Annotated in this window: 12 protein-coding genes; 2 read left to right on the top strand and 10 right to left on the bottom strand. The window is 71.0% G+C overall.

Annotated elements, in window-relative coordinates:
* Window positions 1-1,080: 1,080 nt before the first annotated feature.
* From IF00_RS0116955 to IF00_RS0116915, 9 genes are all read right to left on the bottom strand, one after another.
* Complete coding sequence (locus IF00_RS0116955; protein WP_030318879.1) at window positions 1,081-1,632, bottom strand: DinB family protein; 552 nt, start codon at window positions 1,630-1,632, stop codon at window positions 1,081-1,083.
* A gap of 77 nt (window positions 1,633-1,709) precedes the next feature.
* Window positions 1,710-2,330, bottom strand: a complete 621-nt coding sequence (locus tag IF00_RS0116950) for an HAD family hydrolase (RefSeq protein ID WP_030318878.1) — start codon at window positions 2,328-2,330, stop codon at window positions 1,710-1,712.
* A 10-nt stretch (window positions 2,331-2,340) separates the two neighbouring features.
* Complete coding sequence (locus IF00_RS0116945; protein WP_030318876.1) at window positions 2,341-2,847, bottom strand: DinB family protein; 507 nt, start codon at window positions 2,845-2,847, stop codon at window positions 2,341-2,343.
* Window positions 2,848-3,041: 194 nt separating this feature from the next.
* Window positions 3,042-3,470 (bottom strand): NlpC/P60 family protein, encoded by a 429-nt coding sequence (locus IF00_RS0116940; protein WP_030318874.1) that lies wholly within the window; start codon window positions 3,468-3,470, stop codon window positions 3,042-3,044.
* Window positions 3,471-3,502: 32 nt separating this feature from the next.
* Window positions 3,503-4,039: a hypothetical protein gene (locus tag IF00_RS0116935; RefSeq protein WP_158710471.1), complete on the bottom strand. Its 537-nt coding sequence runs from the start codon at window positions 4,037-4,039 to the stop codon at window positions 3,503-3,505.
* Window positions 4,040-4,224: 185 nt separating this feature from the next.
* A complete protein-coding gene (locus IF00_RS0116930; protein WP_158710470.1) occupies window positions 4,225-6,462 on the bottom strand; it encodes an FG-GAP repeat domain-containing protein in 2,238 nt (745 codons plus the stop codon).
* A gap of 226 nt (window positions 6,463-6,688) precedes the next feature.
* Window positions 6,689-8,911, bottom strand: a complete 2,223-nt coding sequence (locus tag IF00_RS0116925; protein ID WP_037638351.1) for an FG-GAP repeat domain-containing protein — start codon at window positions 8,909-8,911, stop codon at window positions 6,689-6,691.
* Between the two features lie 99 nt (window positions 8,912-9,010).
* Complete coding sequence (locus IF00_RS0116920; protein WP_030318867.1) at window positions 9,011-9,517, bottom strand: mycothiol transferase; 507 nt, start codon at window positions 9,515-9,517, stop codon at window positions 9,011-9,013.
* A 64-nt stretch (window positions 9,518-9,581) separates the two neighbouring features.
* Window positions 9,582-9,983 (bottom strand): DnaJ family domain-containing protein, encoded by a 402-nt coding sequence (locus IF00_RS0116915; protein ID WP_030318865.1) that lies wholly within the window; start codon window positions 9,981-9,983, stop codon window positions 9,582-9,584.
* A 175-nt stretch (window positions 9,984-10,158) separates the two neighbouring features.
* Between IF00_RS0116915 and IF00_RS0116910 the strand changes: the two genes are divergently transcribed.
* Window positions 10,159-10,995, top strand: a complete 837-nt coding sequence (locus IF00_RS0116910) for a M23 family metallopeptidase (RefSeq protein ID WP_030318863.1) — start codon at window positions 10,159-10,161, stop codon at window positions 10,993-10,995.
* Between the two features lie 173 nt (window positions 10,996-11,168).
* Here the strand turns inward: IF00_RS0116910 and IF00_RS0116905 are convergent, their stop codons facing one another.
* Window positions 11,169-11,372, bottom strand: a complete 204-nt coding sequence (locus IF00_RS0116905; protein ID WP_015035453.1) for a cold-shock protein — start codon at window positions 11,370-11,372, stop codon at window positions 11,169-11,171.
* Between the two features lie 261 nt (window positions 11,373-11,633).
* On the opposite strand from IF00_RS0116905, the gene IF00_RS0116900 reads away from it, so the two are divergent.
* On the top strand, window positions 11,634-12,506 hold the full coding sequence (locus IF00_RS0116900; RefSeq protein ID WP_030318861.1) for a menaquinone biosynthetic enzyme MqnA/MqnD family protein: 873 nt from the start codon (window positions 11,634-11,636) through the stop codon (window positions 12,504-12,506).
* Window positions 12,507-12,693 lie beyond the last annotated feature (187 nt).

Here is a 12,693-nt window from a genome sequence, read left to right as displayed (position 1 = left end):
GCCGGTGTGGCTCATGGGAGGCAACGTGCTTCCTTTCCGGGGACCGGCTGTGCAGGTCGTGATGGTTTCCACCCGTGCGGGGGGATGTGGGCGCTTCGTATGCCGCACATCAAGAGACCCGCGAACCCTGAACACGGTTGTACGAAAAACAACATCGGTTCGAAGGGGGAGTGAACGAGCCCGGGAGCCGGGCCGCCTTTCGAGGCGGCGGTGGCAGGTGGACAGGTAGTTGGGCAGGCAGGTACGGCACGGGGGTGGGGCCCTGGTAGGGGTCCTGTGGGGTGCCGTGCCTGGTTGGTCTCGGGTGCGGCCGCCCTCCGAGTGTGGCGTCCTCCGCCGCCGGGTCAAGGGCGCTCCTTCGTCGCGTCGGCTTCGCCGATTCCGCTGCGCTGCACCTTTGACCCGGCGGCGGAGGCCGCCTTTTCACACTCGGAGGGCGGCCGGGGGCGGGGCCGCGCGGACGGCCCGGGCAGTGTCGGGGGTCGGCGTGAGCGTGCGGGCCGGTGGGTGGCTGGGTCCGGTCGGCGTGGGTTTCTTGCAGCTTCATCGCCCGATAAGGGTGATTCATGCCCATTGGGTGGTTATTCCGGAGGCTGTTACTCGGAGAAATGCAGAGAAACTCACACCCGGACCCACCCTCGCCCACCGGGAGTGACCAGCGGGGCCTGAAGCCCCACCCCGCCCCCACCGTCCGTCGCTGAGCGGAGTCCAACTGCCCCATTCAACGACCGCGCACCCCGAACTCACCGAGAGAACCCCACCCGCCCCCGCCGTAAACCGAGCCCCCACCCACCGGCCGGCGGACGCGACACGGTCGGCGGCCACTGCCCGGGCCCTGCGCGTGGACCAGCCCCCCGGACCGCCCTCCGAGAGTGCTTTCGCTCCTGGAGGTGGTGGGTCGAGGGTGGCCGAAGGCCGTCGCGCAGCGACGCGACCGCAGGGAGCGCCCTTGACGCGCCGCCGGAAGGAGCGACTCTCGGAGAGAGGGCGGTCCCACCAGAAGCCCGCCAGAAACGCCCACCCTCAGGGCCCTAAGAACCGCACCCATCGCACCCATCGCGCCACCCGCCCCGCCCCGGATCACACCCCGACCGCTCCGTCGATCCGTTCGCGGATCAGGTCGGCGTGACCGTTGTGTCGGGCGTACTCCTCGATCATGTGGATCAGCACCCAGCGCAACGAGACAGTCCCCCGCCACGCGTCATGCCCCTCCACATCGAGGTGCGGAGCCTCGGTCACGAAGCTTTCCGCGAAGGCGACTTCGGTCTCCCAGGCCGCCCAGGACTCCGCGGCGATCTCGGGTTCGGGGCCCGAGCCCTCGAAGTCGCCCTCGGGGGCTTCGACCGAGGAGAACCGCAGCTCGACGTCGTGCCCGGCGAGCACGGACCGGAACCAGCGGCGTTCGACGTCGGCGAGGTGCCGTACGAGGCCGAGCAGCGACAGTGACGACGGGGGTACGGACCGCGAGGCCAACTCCGCCCCCAGCCCCGAGCACTTCAGCTTCAGCGTGGCCCTCTGGGCGTCCAGCATGGCCACGAGCATGGTCTTCTCGTCGCCCGTCGCGGGGCCGCCGAAGCGGCGCTCGCTCTCGGCGCCGGTGAACAGTTCGATCCGTCGGCCGGGAATCTTCATACCCGCATCATGGGCTCCGGACGACCGCCCCGTAACCCGAACCGGACGTCAACTGGCCCTCCTGGCGCGCCACTTCCTCAGGTCAGCGCATCCACGATGTGGGGCGCGGCCTCCGCCAGGGACCGGAAGTTCCGGTGGGCCCCGGGGTGCGGGGCCTCGGTGTTGACCGTCCAGACCGTCATCCCGGCCGCGAGCCCCGAGCGGACGCCGGACGGCGCGTCCTCGATCACCAGGCAGTCCGCCGGGTCCGCGCCCAGCTTCTCGGCCGCGAGCAGGTACGGCACCGGGGACGGCTTCCCCTCGGCCACCGACGCCGCGTCCACGATCAGACCCGGCATCGGAAGTCCCGTCCGCTCGAACCGTCCCCGCACCCGGTGCTCGTAGTTCGACGTGACGAGCGCCCATCGGTCCACCGGAAGGGCGTTCAGCAGTTCGGCGGCCCCGTCGAAGGCCCCGTACGAGCCCGTCCGGACGTCCTCGTCCTCCAGCGCGTGCAGCAGGGCGAGGCACTCGTCCGGGTCCCGCCCCGGGGCCACGGCCGCGAACGTCTCGACGGGCCGCGTCCGGAGCGCGACGGCGTACACCTTGTCCCCGTCGGCCCCGTACCGCGCTGCCCATTCGTGCCAGACGCGGCGCTGGTTGGCGACGGCGTCCATGAGGGTGCCGTCGACGTCGAAGAGAACGAACGTGCTGGTCATGTGCCTGATGCTAGGCGCCGGTGGTGCCGTCGACCAGCTCGCGCAGGATGTCGAGATGGCCGTTGTGCCGGGCCGTCTCCTCGACGAGGTGGAGGAGGATCCAGCGGAGGTCGACGTGGCGGCCGTCGCGGATGGTTCGCTCGGCCCGGGCGTCCAGGCCGTTTCCGGCGACGAGTTCGCGGTAGCGGGCGCTCTGTTCGGCGTATTCGTCGAGCAGCTGCGTGAGGGGGAAGTCGACCGCGATGCGCATCTCGCGGTCGGGGTCCTCCTCGGTCCAGGGCCCCTTGTCCTCTTCGCCGAGGAAGACCATCTGGAACCAGTAGTACTCGACCCAGCGGAGGTGGTTGATCACTCCGTTCATGGTCATCAGGGGTGAGCCCGGCAGAGGCGCCCTGCGGGCGTTCTCCGCGGAGACGCCCTCGCACTTGGCGCGGGCGGTGTCACGTGCGTAGTCGAGGAACGTGGTGAGCTGGGTGCGTTCGTCCCACGCGGACGGAGTGTCGCTGATTCTGGTCATCGCACGTAGCGTCCCCGATCACCGCGTGCCTGTCGATGTGTTTATCGGATCGCTGGATCCTCCTGGTCGGGCGCCGAGCCGAGGGCCGTGTCCGTCAGCCGTGCGCGGGCCGCGGCTCGTACCTCGGCGGCTTCGGGCCCGGTGCGTGCCGCTCGCTCCGTACGCGATCATGTGGCCTGCGGCCTCGGGGTGTCTCAGGCAGGCCGGGGGAGGACTCTCTTGGCGCCGAGTCGGACGGCGTACCGCTCTCGTGCCGCGAAGTCCGCCGCCGCCCACACCGCCGGGCGTCCGACCTCCGCGCACAGGTGGAGGATCGCGTCGTCCCCGACGTGGACGCCGACATGAGCCCCGTACGCGCCGGCCGTGGAGTTGAACAGGACCAGGTCCAGGGCCTGCGCGACCGGCACGCGGACCGTCGCCTCGGTGTCGCTCCACAGCTCGGAGGACCGCAGCTCCGGGGGCGTCAGGCCGCAGTGCCTGAGCACCTCGTACGCGAACAACTGGCAGTTGGCACCGGCCGCGAGTCCCGGCCGGGCGGTCACGGCGGCGGCACCCGGGAAGCGTGAGCCGTCGTACCGGACGGTCCAGAACTCTGCCGGGAGCACGGTGATGATCGACGCCATCCCCTCATCCTTCCTGTGGCCGCGGGGCCCCGTCACCAGTACCTCGGCTCCACCCAGTCGTCCAGCTCGTCCTCGGGGCGGAACGCGCCGTAGATCTCGGTGACGTGCAGCCGGACCACCACCAGGTCGCGCACCGGGGGGCGCGGGAGGTTGAACTCCCTCTCCCACTGTTCGTGCTCGGGCTTCTCCGCCCACTGGAGGTAGTTGGTGGTGGTCCGGATCTCCTGCTCGATGTCGTCGCCCGGCTCCCGTGAGGGGGCGGAGATGTCGACCCTGCCTTCGGCCGCCACCCAGTGGACGTGGTTCGACTCCTCCTGGGTGATCCGTGCCCAGGCGTTGCCGCGGAACCTCCGCACGCGCGCGGTGTCCGGAGTCCCCACGAACCGCGCGATGCGGGTGGCGGGTTCCCAGTAGTACGGGTCCGTCATGCCGGTCAGCCGTTCGCCCTGGGGCCGGATCATCCGCTCCGCCGTCGCGTAGACCGTGACGACTCCCGAATCCCGCTTGAACGGGCCCCGCATGGAGGAGCTGAACCTGTCGAACGCGTACTCCTCGGACATCCTGGGCATGGACGTGCTTCCCCCGTCGCGATCGACATCGATACCTTCGGAATGAACCGGATCCGGCGCGATCGTGGGGGCTTCGACCCTCGGGAGCGGCTGTGACCGGTTCGGCGAGATCCACTCTGCGGAGGCGGCCCGTCGGGGCGGCGCCGCCGGCCCGCCCCGACGCCGCCCCACGAGCACCGCCCTTCTCAGAAGAGGTCGATCGAGCCTTCGCCCAGGCCGGGGTTGTAGGGGGCCCGGCGCGTCCCGAAGGGGGCGTTCCAGTTGCCCGTGCCCTTGTAGACGTAGAGGGAGCTGTAGAAGCCGCCGTTCGCGTTGTACGCGATCAGGTCGTTGCGGCCGTCCCGGTCCACGTCGCCCGCGCCGACGAGGCTCACGTACGCGTTCCAGCCGCCGCCGACCTTGACGCGCGGCGCGAAGGTGCCGTCGCCCTTGCCGAGGTAGAGCCAGAGGGTGCCGCTGGTGTCGCGGGCCAGGAGATCTCCGGCGGGGGCGCCGGCGATGTTGCCGGTGGCGGTGAGCTGGTTGTAGACGCCCCAGCCGCCGCCGACCTTGACCCGCTTGGCGAAGGGCGCGGCGGTGTCGCCGGTGGCCTTGTAGAGCCAGAGGGCGCCGGAGGTGTCGGTGGCGAGGAGGTCGGGGCGGCCGTCGCCGGTGACGTCGGAGCCGGCGGTGAGCGTGTGGTAGATCTGCCAGCCGGCGCCGATCCGCGTCCGGGGGGCGAGGCCCTTGCCGTTGCCCTGGTGGAGCCAGAGGACGCCGGTCCTGTCGCGGGCGACGAGGTCGGGGGCGGTCGTGCCGGCGATGTCACCGGCGGCCGTGATCCGGTCGTACCCGGACCAGCCCGTCCCGAGGTCCACCGGGTCGAGCGCCCGGATCGTGGAGGAACCCTCGATCTGGTTGATGTCGTACGAGCGCAGGCGGCCCCGTCCGTCCCGGGCGAGCAGGTCCGGTGAGCCGTTGTCGTCGAAGTCGTGGGCCTTCGGCGCGCGGGTGAGGGTGAAGGTGCCGGTGCGGACGACGTCGGGTCCGATGCCGTTGGTGGGCTTCGCCGTGAGCGTCCAGGTGTAGTCGCCGTTGTAGGCCGGGACGCCGTTCTGGAATTGGCCGTTCCAGGTGAGTGCGAAGTCGGTCGCCGTCGTGGCCAGGGTCTGACCGGCGCCCCCTGTCAGACCGGACGCGACGTGGGTGACGCTGAGCCCCACCCTCGCGTTGGACCGGCTCACCTTCCCCGAGGCCTTCAGTACGCCGCCGTTGGTGTCGAAGTCGACGGCGCCGGTGGGCGGGAGCGTCTCGTTCTCCATCGTGAGGGCGGTCGGCCGGCCGAAGCTCGTGACCAGGGTGGCGACAGGGGTGCCGTCGGCGCCGGGGGCGACGCGGTAGAGGCCCTCGCCGTGCTCGACGGTGCCGCCGAGGGCCAGCAGGTTGCCGTCCGGGTCGACGGCGCTGGACTGGACGTGGTCGAGGACCTCGACCGTGTCGCCGTTCGTCAGGGAGCGGGCGGTCAGGGGGTGGAGGGCGTCGGTCCAGCCGGCCGTGCCGCCGCCGTTCCGGTTGTACGTCAGCCAGTCGCCGACGGTCCGGAGGAGGATGCCGTCCGCGCTCCGCAGGGGGTCGAGCGGCGTCCGCTCCGTCCGGGTGCCGCCCCGGCGGGCGACGGCGAGGATGGCCGTACCGCCGGCGGGCGTCTCGGTCCAGGCCACGTGGGTGGGCGACAGGAATCCGGCGCGGATGACGGTGGACGGCAGGGTGTCGTACGTGTCGGTGGCCGCGCCGGTGGCGGGGTCCAGGACGGCCACGTGTCTCGTCCAGACCTCGCCGACCACGCGGTTGTAGGTGAGGACGTAGGTGCCGGGGCCGTTGCTGTACATCACCAGCGGCCGCGCCCCCTCGGGCAGGACGACCTTGCGGTCGACGACCCGGCCCTCTTCCTTGGAGACCAGGTGGTACTCCAGGACGCCGGACACGCTCGCCGTCATGACGAGGGTGGATCCGACGACCCTGTTGAGGGTGTACGGGTTGGCGGCCGTGTTGAACGCGGAGGTGTCGATCTCGACGGGGGCCGAGCCGCCGCTCATGTCGGTGAGCGTGATGACGCTCCCGTTCTGCGTGGCGACGGTGTCCGTGCCGATGGCTCCCCAGCGTCGGCCGGAGAGCGTCGTGGTGACACCGTCCGAGAAACGCGTCCAGCGGTAGACGACGCTCGACCCGTCGGTGGCGCTCAGCATGCCGGTCCGGCCGGCGCTGATGAGCTTCGAACCGTCCGGCAGGGTGAACGGGGTGTCCTGCCCGTCCGTGACGGACCGCACGGGGGCGGTCGGGGTGGCGGCCATGGCCGGGGTCGCCACCCCGGCGGCGGTGACGACGGCGAGCACGGCCGAGACGGCGGCGGCCTGCCGCCGCCGTCTCAGGGGGGAGTGGTTCAAGGAGGTCATTCCTTCTTCGAGGAGGACGAGCTCAATGGGGCGTGGGGGCAGGGCACATGGTGGTGGTCCGTGCCCTGTGCGCACCGGCCGTGCGGGACGAGGAGACGGCTCGGCACGACGTCGCGGGCCGGCTTCCGCGTCCTTCCGGGGGTACACGCGCGGCGTGTGTTCCGCCGCGCACGTACCTGACCTCCGGGACTGGCGAATGGTTGTACGGCTGAATCGATCAGACGATCGGGTGGCGCGGCGTCGGCGTCGCCGGGTAGACGGAGCTGGACTCGCGCGGGGCGAACGGCGTCGCGGCGACGCCCGTGCCGCGATAGACGAACGAGCCGCTCTTGCCGTAGGCGAACAGGTCGTTGCGTCCGTCGCGGTCCACGTCGCCCATGCCGACGAGGTGGGTGTACGCGCCCCAGCCCGAGCCGACCCTGACCCGGGTGGCGAACGAGGAGCCGGTGGCGCCCTGGTAGAGCCAGAGCACGCCGGCGGTGTCGCGGGCGAGGAGGTCGCCCTGCGGCGTACCGGCGACGTCGCCGACGGCGGTGATCTGGTTCATCCCGCCCCAGCCCCCGCCGACCTTCGTACGGCCCCGGAAGGGTGCGGACCAGTCGCCCGTGCCCTGGTACGCCCACAGGACGCCGGACGCGTCGGTGGCGAGCAGGTCGGACCAGCCGTCGCCGTTGAGGTCGCTGCCGCCGGTGATCTTGTTGTAGCCGTTCCACCCGGCGCCGATCCTGGTTCGGCCGGCGAAGGTGCCGTCGCCCTTGCCGAGGTACAGCCAGAGGACGCCGGAGGCGTCCCGCGCGACCATGTCGGGCGCGGGGGCGCCGGCGACGTTGCCGACGGCCTCGATCTGGTCGTAGCCGTTCCACCCGGCGCCGACGAGCTTGCTCTCCAGCGACCAGTAGTCGGTGGAGGACGGGGTCTTCCTGACCTCGTCGCGCCACAGGCGGCCGGAGGCGTCGCGGGACAGCAGGTCCGGGGCGCCGTTGTCGTCGTAGTCGTGCAGGCCCGCCTTGCGGGTCACCTTGAAGGTGCCGGTCTTCCTCAGGTCCGGGCCGATGCCGTTGAGCGGCTTGGCGTCGAGCTGCCAGGTGTAGTCGCCGTTGGGGGCGAGGACGCCGTCGGCCAGGGTGCCCTGCCACTCGCGGCGGACCCCGCCCTGGTTCTCGAACGGGAACTCCACGGTCCTGCCGGTGCGGACGTGGCGCAGGGTGACCTTGCCGCCCGCGTTCTCGCGGGACAGCTGCCAGTCGAGGACGACCTTGCCGCCGTTCTTGTCCAGGTCGACCGTGGACGGGACGTCGGTGGAGGTGAGGGCCAGCGCGGTGGGGGCGTCGGTGCTGGCCACCAGGGTGGCGACCGGCACGCCGTTGTCGCCGGGGAAGATGTGGTAGATGCCCTCGCCCTGGGCGACCGTGCCGCCGCGCGCGTAGAGGTCGCCGTTGGGGGCGGTGGCCGTGCTGGAGACGTGGTCGAGGAGCTTGACCGTGGTCCGGGGGTCGGCCAGGGAGCGGGCGGTCAGCGGGAAGAGGGCCGAGGTGACGGGGGCGGTGCGGCCGTTGAGCTCGGTGGTGGTCACCCAGTTGCCCACGAGGCTGACGTCGATGTCGGCGCCGGTCGAGGCCTGGCCGAGGTCCGTGGTGACCTCCGGGGCGTCGACGCCGCGGACGGTTGTCACCAGCCGCACGCGGTTGCCGTTGGTGCGCTCGATCCAGGCCCAGTGGGTGCGGGAGACGAAGGCGTCGGCGCCGGTCTGCTCGGAGTGCGTCTGGCGCGGGTTGTCCACCGCCTGGCCGGTGGCGGTGTCCACGGGGACGAGGAAGGTACGCAGTTCCGCACCGGTGCCGGTGGAGTACTGGAGGAGCGCGACGCCGGGGGTGCTTGCCCAGACGCGGCCCAGACGGGCGTTGCCGGGGACGACGGGGACGTCGGTGATGGTCTGGGTGCCCGAGGCGCGGCTCAGCAGGTTCACGTCGAGCACACCGGTGTCCTCGTCGGTGCGCGACATGACCAGGGTCTCGCCGGCGATGCCGCGGAGCGCGTAGCGCTGGTCGTTGTGGGACAGGCCGTACAGGAAGCTGTCGCTCCTGGTCATGTCGTTGACCCAGTAGACGACCTCCGTGTCCTTGCGGGAGAAGACGATGTCGGACTGGGCGCCCATGAAGCTGGTGCGGGGCGCGGTCAGGGACTTGGTGGCGCCGTCGGTGTACTTGGTCCAGCGGTACTCGGCGCCGGACGGGTACACGACGCGGGTGAGGTAGCCGGTCGCGCCGGCGCTGACCATCTCCGTGGGGTGGGGCAGCGTGACCACGGCGGCCCGGGCGGGCGCCTGGGCGGCGGTCGCCGGGGCGGCGGTCGCGGGTACGGCCGTCAGCGCGGTGCCGGCCGTGACGGCCACGACGGCGGTGACGGCGGCGAGAAGACGGGTGGACGAACGGTACTGCACGGTGGATTCCCCCCGAGAACGACCGAGGTGCGGCGATCGCCGCACCTCGGTTGGACCCATGATCGACACCGATGGTTGTACGCGGGCGGGCCCCCCGTTCTACCGCCGCTCCACCACACCCCGTACGAACGCCGCCTGGCCCGCGTGCTGGAGGTCCTCCGCGATCACCGACACCAGGCGCACGCCGAGCGTGACCGGCGGGTCCCAGGCGCTGTCGACGACCCGGCCGAGGTCCGCGTTCGTCACCGACCCCACCAGGTCGAGACTCCGCGCGTGCACCGCGTCGTAGTAGCCGAGCAGCAGGTCGGCCGGGGCGCGCACCTTGCCCACCTCGGCGCTCGTCTGCCCGTAGCCGGTCGCCCGCTTGCCGAAGGGCAACCCGAAGCGTTCCCGCCAGCCGTCCGCGTCCCACAGCTGGTCCGTGTCGAAGGCGCCCGCGAGGTGATCGTCCTGGATCCGGGTGAGGTGCCAGACGAGCCAGGCGATCGAGTTGGCGTCCGGATCGACCCGGGCGGCGAGTTCGTCCTCGGTGAGGCCCTCCACGGCCTCACGGACGGCCTCCTGGATCCGGCCGAACGAGTCGACCAGCAGACCGGCGCTGTTCATGGGGGACATGAGGGGCTCCTCTCGACGCGAGTGAGCAGGCGTGACGAGCTCTGCCGAGCCGGGGTCACGAGCTCCGTTCCGCCCGCCACCGCTCGACGGTCGCCTCGACGTCGAACGGCTTGAGGTTCAGCGGCGGACCGGCCGGCGGGCGGATCAGCGCCTCGGCGATCCTCGTGTTGATCTCGCCGAGGATCCGCCGGACCTGGCTCTCCGAGACCGCCGCGGCCACCGCCTCCTCCGCGTCCTCGGCCGCCTTGCGCAGGGCCAGCGAGGGCGGGAGTACGGACGCGCCCTCGCGGTGCATCTTTCCCTTGATCCACCACAGCTCGTCGTACGGGGCCGAGTCGTCGGGAAGCGGCTTCCCGAACCCCGACAGGCTGCTGAACTCACCACGCTCCGACGCCTCGCGGATCTGCTTGTCCACGAACGACTCGAAGCTGACTCCGGGCGGCTTGCGTTCGGTCATGTGTCCAGACTACGTAAGCCCCCCGGTACGGGTGTGGTCTTCGCCGTCTACTGCGAGACGCGATCTTCCGGCACGCTGTGGTCCGTTCCCTGTCGGTCAACGCGCGTCGACTCCTGTCGGTCAACGCGCGTCGACCCTTGTCCCCAGGCCCCAACCCCCACGTACCGGAGGACGCATGCGTGCCCGGATCACCCCCCTCGGCACCCTGCTCGCGCTCGTCGCGGGCCTGCTCACCGCGCTCGTCACCACCACCCCCGCCCAGGCCGCGCCGCTCTTCAAGGCGCCCTTCCCCTGCGGCCAGACCTGGACGTACAGCCACCACTCGGCCGAGGTCCGCCAGGCTCTCGACTTCATCCGGTCCGACGGCGGTGCGACCGCCGGCACCGCGGTCCTGGCCTCGGCGTCCGGGACCGCGTACCGCTACTCCCAGCCGTCCGGCGCGGGCAACTACATCGTGGTCGAGCACGGCGGCGGCTGGAAGACGTACTACTTCCACCTGAACGCGTACTCGGTGGCCAACGGCGCCGCCGTCTCCCAGGGCCAGCAGATCGGCACCACCGGCAGCACCGGCAACAGCTCCGGCGCCCACATCCACTACGAGCAGCTCTACAACGGCGTCGGCCAGTCGATCGTGATCAACGGCTCCTCGCTCGCGCCCTACCCCGGCTCGTACGGCTCCAAGTCCCTGACCAGCGACAACGGGTGCTCGGGCGGGGGAGGCGGGAAGTACTGGGTCGACACCTTCGCCAACGCCACCGGCTACGCCCAGGCCGACACCACCGCACCCCAGGGCGTCCTGAACCAGGGCACGAACTACGTCTACTGCAAGGTCTGGGGCCAGGAGATCCGGGACGCCGCCGGGAACTACAACCACTGGTGGCTCAGGACCGACCTCGACACCGTGTACGCCGGGAAGAACGGGCGCGGGGCGTACGTCTCCGCGTACTACCTGTCCCGCTGGGGCAACGACGAGGCCCGCGACAACAACGGGACCGTGATCCCGAACTGCTGAGGGCCGGGGAGGCCCTGAGTGACCCGGAGGAATGTCCTGAGGGGCCTGGTCAGAACGTCCTGAGGGGCCCGGAAAAGGGCCCCTCGAAGGGCAGGAGCCCCGCTCGTGCCCGAAGACACGGAGCGGGGCTCCTTGGGTACTGCTCTAGTCGTGCGTGTCGCCGACCCAGGCCCTTAGGCCGGGGAGACGTTCTCCGCCTGCGGGCCCTTCGGGCCCTGCGTGACGTCGAAGGTCACGAGCTGGTTCTCCTCGAGCGAACGGAAGCCGTTCGCGTTGATCGCGGAGTAGTGGACGAAGACATCCGGGCCGCCGCCGTCCTGGGCGATGAAGCCGAAGCCCTTTTCAGCGTTGAACCACTTCACGGTTCCGGTAGCCATGAGCCCTCCTATGGGCCAAAGGGTCGCCCTGCTCCAGAACCTGCAAACAAGTCTGAAAACTACAAAAGCCTGCGGGTCACATGCTCCGCAGGCTCTGTACTGCAAGGGAAACCAAACTGCAACTTGCGTTGAGCGTAGCACGCAGGTCGCCCGGGGCGGTAGAGGGAAAGATCACGTCACTCGCATGTTTGATCTCGCTCCGTGTGCTGACGCGCGTGCCCCGACGATGCCCACGGTACGAGACGGGTCTAGCCTCACGATGTGGACAATGCAACCGACGACCAGCAGCGCAGCCGGCCCCGCGTCGGGCACATCCAGTTCCTGAACTGCCTCCCCCTCTACTGGGGCCTGGCCAGGACCGGAACGCTCCTCGACCTCGAGCTGACCAAGGACACCCCCGAGAAGCTCAGCGAGCGGCTCGTCCGGGGCGATCTCGACATCGGCCCCATCACCCTCGTCGAGTACCTCCGCAACGCGTCGGACCTGGTCGCGCTCCCCGACATCGCCGTCGGCTGCGACGGGCCCGTCATGTCCTGCGTGATCGTCTCGCAGCGGCCCCTGGAGGAGCTGGACGGGGCGCGCGTCGCGCTCGGCTCCACCTCCCGTACCTCCGTACGCCTCGCCCAGCTGCTCCTCGCCGAGCGGTTCGGGGTGGCTCCGGACTACTACACCTGCCCCCCTGACCTGGGCCTGATGATGCAGGAGGCCGAGGCGGCCGTCCTCATCGGCGACGCAGCGCTCCGGGCCTCGCTGCACGACGCGCCCCGGCTCGGCCTCCAGGTCCACGACCTCGGCCTCATGTGGAAGGACTGGACGGGCCTCCCGTTCGTCTTCGCCGTGTGGGCCGCGCGCAAGGACTTCCTGGCGCGCGAGCCGGAGACCGTGCACGAGGTGCACCAGGCGTTCCTCGCCTCCCGGGACCTCTCCCTGGAAGAGGTCGCCAAGGTCGCGGAGCAGGCCGCCCGCTGGGAGACCTTCGACGCCGAACTCCTGGAGCGGTACTTCCGTACGCTCGACTTCCGTTTCGGCCCCGAGCAGCTCGCCGGCGTCCGCGAGTTCGCCCGCCGCACCGGCCCCACGACCGGCTTCCCTGCGGACGTCACCGTCGAACTGCTTCCGCCCGCGCGGGATTAGCGGGACGCGCGCGTTCCGGGTTCCCGATTCGGCTTCCCGCCGGCCTTGCGGTCGGTCTTCCGCCGATCTCCCGCCGATCTCCCGTCGGCCTTCCGTCGGCTTCCCGGAATTCGCCGTCGCGTCTCCGTTCGGTAATTCACCCCTTTATCCATGTCCGGACCGTCCGCATTACCGCCCCGCCCCCGCG

This window comes from Streptomyces flavochromogenes, from assembly GCF_000717595.1.
GTDB classification, from domain to species: Bacteria; Actinomycetota; Actinomycetes; order Streptomycetales; family Streptomycetaceae; genus Streptomyces; species Streptomyces flavochromogenes.
Note: the sequence above shows the minus strand (reverse complement) of the source record. Positions and strands in the feature narration are given on the sequence as shown.

Excerpts from the sequence above, each read along its gene's own strand:
- IF00_RS0116955 (WP_030318879.1), bottom strand. The coding sequence starts at position 1,632 with ATGAAGATTCCCGGCCGACGGATCGAACTGTTCACCGGCGCCGAGAGC.
- IF00_RS0116950 (WP_030318878.1), bottom strand. The coding sequence starts at position 2,330 with ATGACCAGCACGTTCGTTCTCTTCGACGTCGACGGCACCCTCATGGAC.
- IF00_RS0116945 (WP_030318876.1), bottom strand. The coding sequence starts at position 2,847 with ATGACCAGAATCAGCGACACTCCGTCCGCGTGGGACGAACGCACCCAG.
- IF00_RS0116940 (WP_030318874.1), bottom strand. The coding sequence starts at position 3,470 with ATGGCGTCGATCATCACCGTGCTCCCGGCAGAGTTCTGGACCGTCCGG.
- IF00_RS0116935 (WP_158710471.1), bottom strand. The coding sequence starts at position 4,039 with ATGCCCAGGATGTCCGAGGAGTACGCGTTCGACAGGTTCAGCTCCTCC.
- IF00_RS0116920 (WP_030318867.1), bottom strand. The coding sequence starts at position 9,517 with ATGAACAGCGCCGGTCTGCTGGTCGACTCGTTCGGCCGGATCCAGGAG.
- IF00_RS0116915 (WP_030318865.1), bottom strand. The coding sequence starts at position 9,983 with ATGACCGAACGCAAGCCGCCCGGAGTCAGCTTCGAGTCGTTCGTGGAC.
- IF00_RS0116910 (WP_030318863.1), top strand. The coding sequence starts at position 10,159 with ATGCGTGCCCGGATCACCCCCCTCGGCACCCTGCTCGCGCTCGTCGCG.
- IF00_RS0116905 (WP_015035453.1), bottom strand. The coding sequence starts at position 11,372 with ATGGCTACCGGAACCGTGAAGTGGTTCAACGCTGAAAAGGGCTTCGGC.